Source organism: Citrobacter sp. Cpo090 (assembly GCF_030332665.1).
GTDB classification, from domain to species: Bacteria; Pseudomonadota; Gammaproteobacteria; order Enterobacterales; family Enterobacteriaceae; genus Citrobacter; species Citrobacter portucalensis.
The window spans coordinates 1-3,514 of record NZ_JAOWHK010000024.1 but is presented as its reverse complement, the minus strand read 5'-3'; the positions used below and the strand labels follow the sequence as shown (position 1 = coordinate 3,514).

Below are 3,514 nucleotides of genomic sequence, written 5' to 3'. Positions count from 1 at the left end.
GTTGCCGTCCTGCACCGTGAAGGCCACCCCGATCGCAGCCTGGCCGTCGGCCACCGCATTGTTATTGGTGACCACCGGCGAACCTGCAAAGGTTAATTCCGAATCAATGGTATCCATTAGAACCATCAGTAGCTCACCTTTTGATTCATTTCCGTGCGTATCAACAGCTATGGCTTCTAAGCTATAACTAATCTCACCTCGATTTTTTATTATTGGTTGATTTTTTGGTAAGACTATATTGAAGAGGGTACGATCTAAAACGCTTATATTTCCGCCTGCAGAAATGAAATCACTTGCAGTCCATTTAATGTAATCCAAGGGATACTTACCCGACACATTTACACTTATCAAATGTTGTGAACCAGGTACACCCTTAATAATGTTGTTATTACCAAACGACAACTTAATTAAATCCCGTTTCTTATATTCAAGTATGATATCATTATTGCGATCCACAAGATTATGACGAATCTCTTCGATAGAGCGACTGCCAATAACCGATTTAGGAGTAATCTGGGACTTCCAGTCATCTCCAATCCTATATGTGAAATTCATATTAAATGATGTATCATTAGCCCCACCCTTACCCAATTTCCTGTCAATACCAAAGGTTAGTAGTGGGAAAGGCGTGTAATTAAGACCTACCGTTAATGCATAGGGATTATGTTGCAAGTTATCTTTACCAAATAACGCCACGTTCTTTCCAAAGTACTGTTCATAGATTAATTTTCCACCGATTTGGGGGATTTCTCGAAGCCAACCATTAGCTCGAAAATCAATCCCATTTGCTGGACGCTCATTAAAATCATCAAGATTTTTGGATTGACGCCAACTACTCAACCGATGATATCCGTTGATAGAAAACTGCAAGTAATCTGACCAAGCCTCTGCCCCAACCCCAAGGCGAGAATGATCTCCAGTCCAGTCGTAGTCATAGAAAGTATTGATACCGAACATCCAGTCATCATATAATGCTCTGGCACCGACACCCATATTAACAATGTTACGGTGTTCTTTATTTCTTGCACCAACCTGAGTAAATAAAGTCACATTTTTTTTATCGTAAATTGGCATTAACCAATCTAAAGAGCTTCCACTGAGTGACTTGCTTTTATGAACGTTTACTGAGACCTTAGCCGAACCACGCTTGCTTAACCAGCGCTGAATTTCGCCAGTAGCCGCGCTACTGACCAGGGTCGTAACCATATCGGAAGCCGGTACTGTATCAGCAAAACTGGAACTTATACCTGCACTCACATCCTTGCTAACATATTGTTTTTCATATTTATTTTTGGTCTTATCATTTACATAAGATTGGTTTATTTTTTGCAACTCACTCTCCGACACCCCTAAGTTTGTGGTGATGCTGTTTATTTCGTTTGCTACCTTATGGGCAAGCATATCTTCCTTTTTCGCGGCAGAAACAGTTGGTGAAAGATATAACGCAGGAGGAAGGAAAGTTTGAACAAATATGTTTGCCCATACTACCGGAGTAGATTTAGAACTTTTAGAATCATTAACCATAAATAAACCTTAAATATTAAAAATTAATTTTACCAACAACCAACGTTGATAAAACCACTGCTGTTACGCTATGTTTATTACTACCTTCTCTTAAAGTATTCGTAATATGAAGAGTCCATGTATTATCATTTCCTGCAGAAGTGAAATATATTTTGATATTGATCTAGATTATAACCACTGCACCAGTCTCAGTAACTCCCGTTAAAGATGGATTTGTACGTTGGTAATGTTATCAAGTTTATCACCACTATTATCCGTTTCAAGCAAACCAGCGGTTGGTACCCCTAATTGTGTATCAAGTGTAATCTGTTCGGTTTTATATCATATAAGTTATCCGCTCTTTCTTCCACCAGTACAGTATAGTGACTAAGGCCTCTCTACAAGAGGCTGGTGATTTCCAAAGGCCAACCAGCATTAGCCTCGTAACGGTAATGTACGTCTTTTCATTAACCGTTACTCTGACTGTAGAACCGACCTCAGCCAATCCGGTTAATATGGGTGTGGAATCATTAGTAATATCGTCATATTTAATGCCAGCATCGCTATTTTCGTCAAGTCCTACAGTGGGAGGGAGTGCCGAAGTGTCAATAAGGACATATTTGGAAGAATTGGGGTAATACCCGGATGGAGGGAAATGAGAAAAGGGAGATGCCCGACGCAAAATCTGACCAAGAACACTCCTGTAAACATCCGTTCAGGGGGTTACCATCGAGCCGGAGAGTGTACAAACAGATTTCAATGGCACCGCGGTTGTTCAGGTCAGCAGCAAAACTGCAGGCCTTGTCCTGGTACGCGCCACACTGGAAAATGGAAATTCTCTGACTAATGGCCAAGTGATAACGACAGATGGAATAAGTTTTATTCCAAGTGAAAACAATAATCGAGTGCAACGGCAATTTACCTTTATCCGGGCCAATCAGGTCTGGGTCACCGACATCACTTATATCCGTACATGGATGTGCTGATGATGGCGGTCTGGCGACGTAAACCGGACGGCGATATTGTCGTGCACTCCGTCCAGGGCAGCCAGAACGGCAGCGCTTCTGTCGGACCAATAACCAGGCACCCAATATGAGCCGGCGTGGCAAATTCTGTTATAATGCTGTGGCCGAATCGTTCTTCAGTTCGCTGAAAAAAGAAAGGATCAGAAAACACATCTATAAAACTTAGGATCCGGCCCGGGCAGATATCTTCGTGTTCGAAAATCATATCCTTAGCGTCGCAGCCATTAACTCTCTTTCTTTATCAACTGCGTTTCGCATCGCCCCTCTCGGATTATCTTCCTTCTGCAGAACTAAACCTTCGTGGTTGAATACAGCCGCGAAGGCTATTACTCCATAAAGGAATAATAACTAAAAGTTCCAAATTCTGATGTAGCCTCCTTATCAATGTCGACAGGAATAGAGGGCGTAGCCAATAAGCTTTCCAATAGCTTACTATCTTGCTATATAAATCTTATCTTCTTATTATTGAAAGCAATAAGGTCTGTTGGGTACTAAGTTTATTTAATTCCTCAGCATTGACCAAAGCCTCTTTTGATTTGACGCTTCCACATTATCCAGAACTGTTTTTAAATAACTATGATAATCATTAGCAGCCGCATAACTCTTCATTGATACCATTACAAATATCAACAGAAAAATACCTGCGTACTTCATCTGATCAAAATTTCCATTGTGTTTCGAAGGTTCGTTTTAAACTGTTCAAAATTAGTCTTAATTCCGGTTATTTGTTCGCGTTGGTATTTTTATGCTTTCTCTAATTTAAGTTATATATTAATTTTCTTTTGGCTTTTAATAAATCACCCTCCGACATATCCGAAGTGAATGCTTCAAAAATTATTTTATCTCCACCACTGGAGTTTATTTTATAAGTAACTTTATCATAATCATATTTTGGTAAAGAGATAGCACCTTCAAAATAGATGGTGTTTTGATCATAGTTTACTGAGGTGTTCTCTCCTGTGAAATATCTCCCCCCTCCGGTAACG

Annotated in this window: 3 protein-coding genes and 1 pseudogene; 1 reads left to right on the top strand and 3 read right to left on the bottom strand. The window is 40.2% G+C overall.

Annotated elements, in window-relative coordinates:
• Nucleotides 1-1,524, bottom strand: a 1,524-nt coding sequence (locus OGY83_RS02530) for an inverse autotransporter beta domain-containing protein (RefSeq protein ID WP_286635180.1), incomplete at its 3' end; no start/stop codon positions are given.
• A 316-nt stretch (nt 1,525-1,840) separates the two neighbouring features.
• Entirely contained in the window at nt 1,841-2,185 is a 345-nt protein-coding gene (locus tag OGY83_RS25155) for an Ig-like domain-containing protein (protein ID WP_353622038.1), read from the bottom strand.
• Between the two features lie 217 nt (nt 2,186-2,402).
• Here OGY83_RS25155 and OGY83_RS02525 point away from each other — a divergent pair.
• A pseudogene (locus OGY83_RS02525) lies at nt 2,403-2,691 on the top strand (IS3 family transposase); the annotation flags it as partial.
• A 591-nt stretch (nt 2,692-3,282) separates the two neighbouring features.
• Here OGY83_RS02525 and OGY83_RS02520 read toward each other — a convergent pair.
• Nucleotides 3,283-3,514: hypothetical protein (locus OGY83_RS02520; protein ID WP_286635179.1), on the bottom strand; the 232-nt coding region annotated here is incomplete at its 5' end.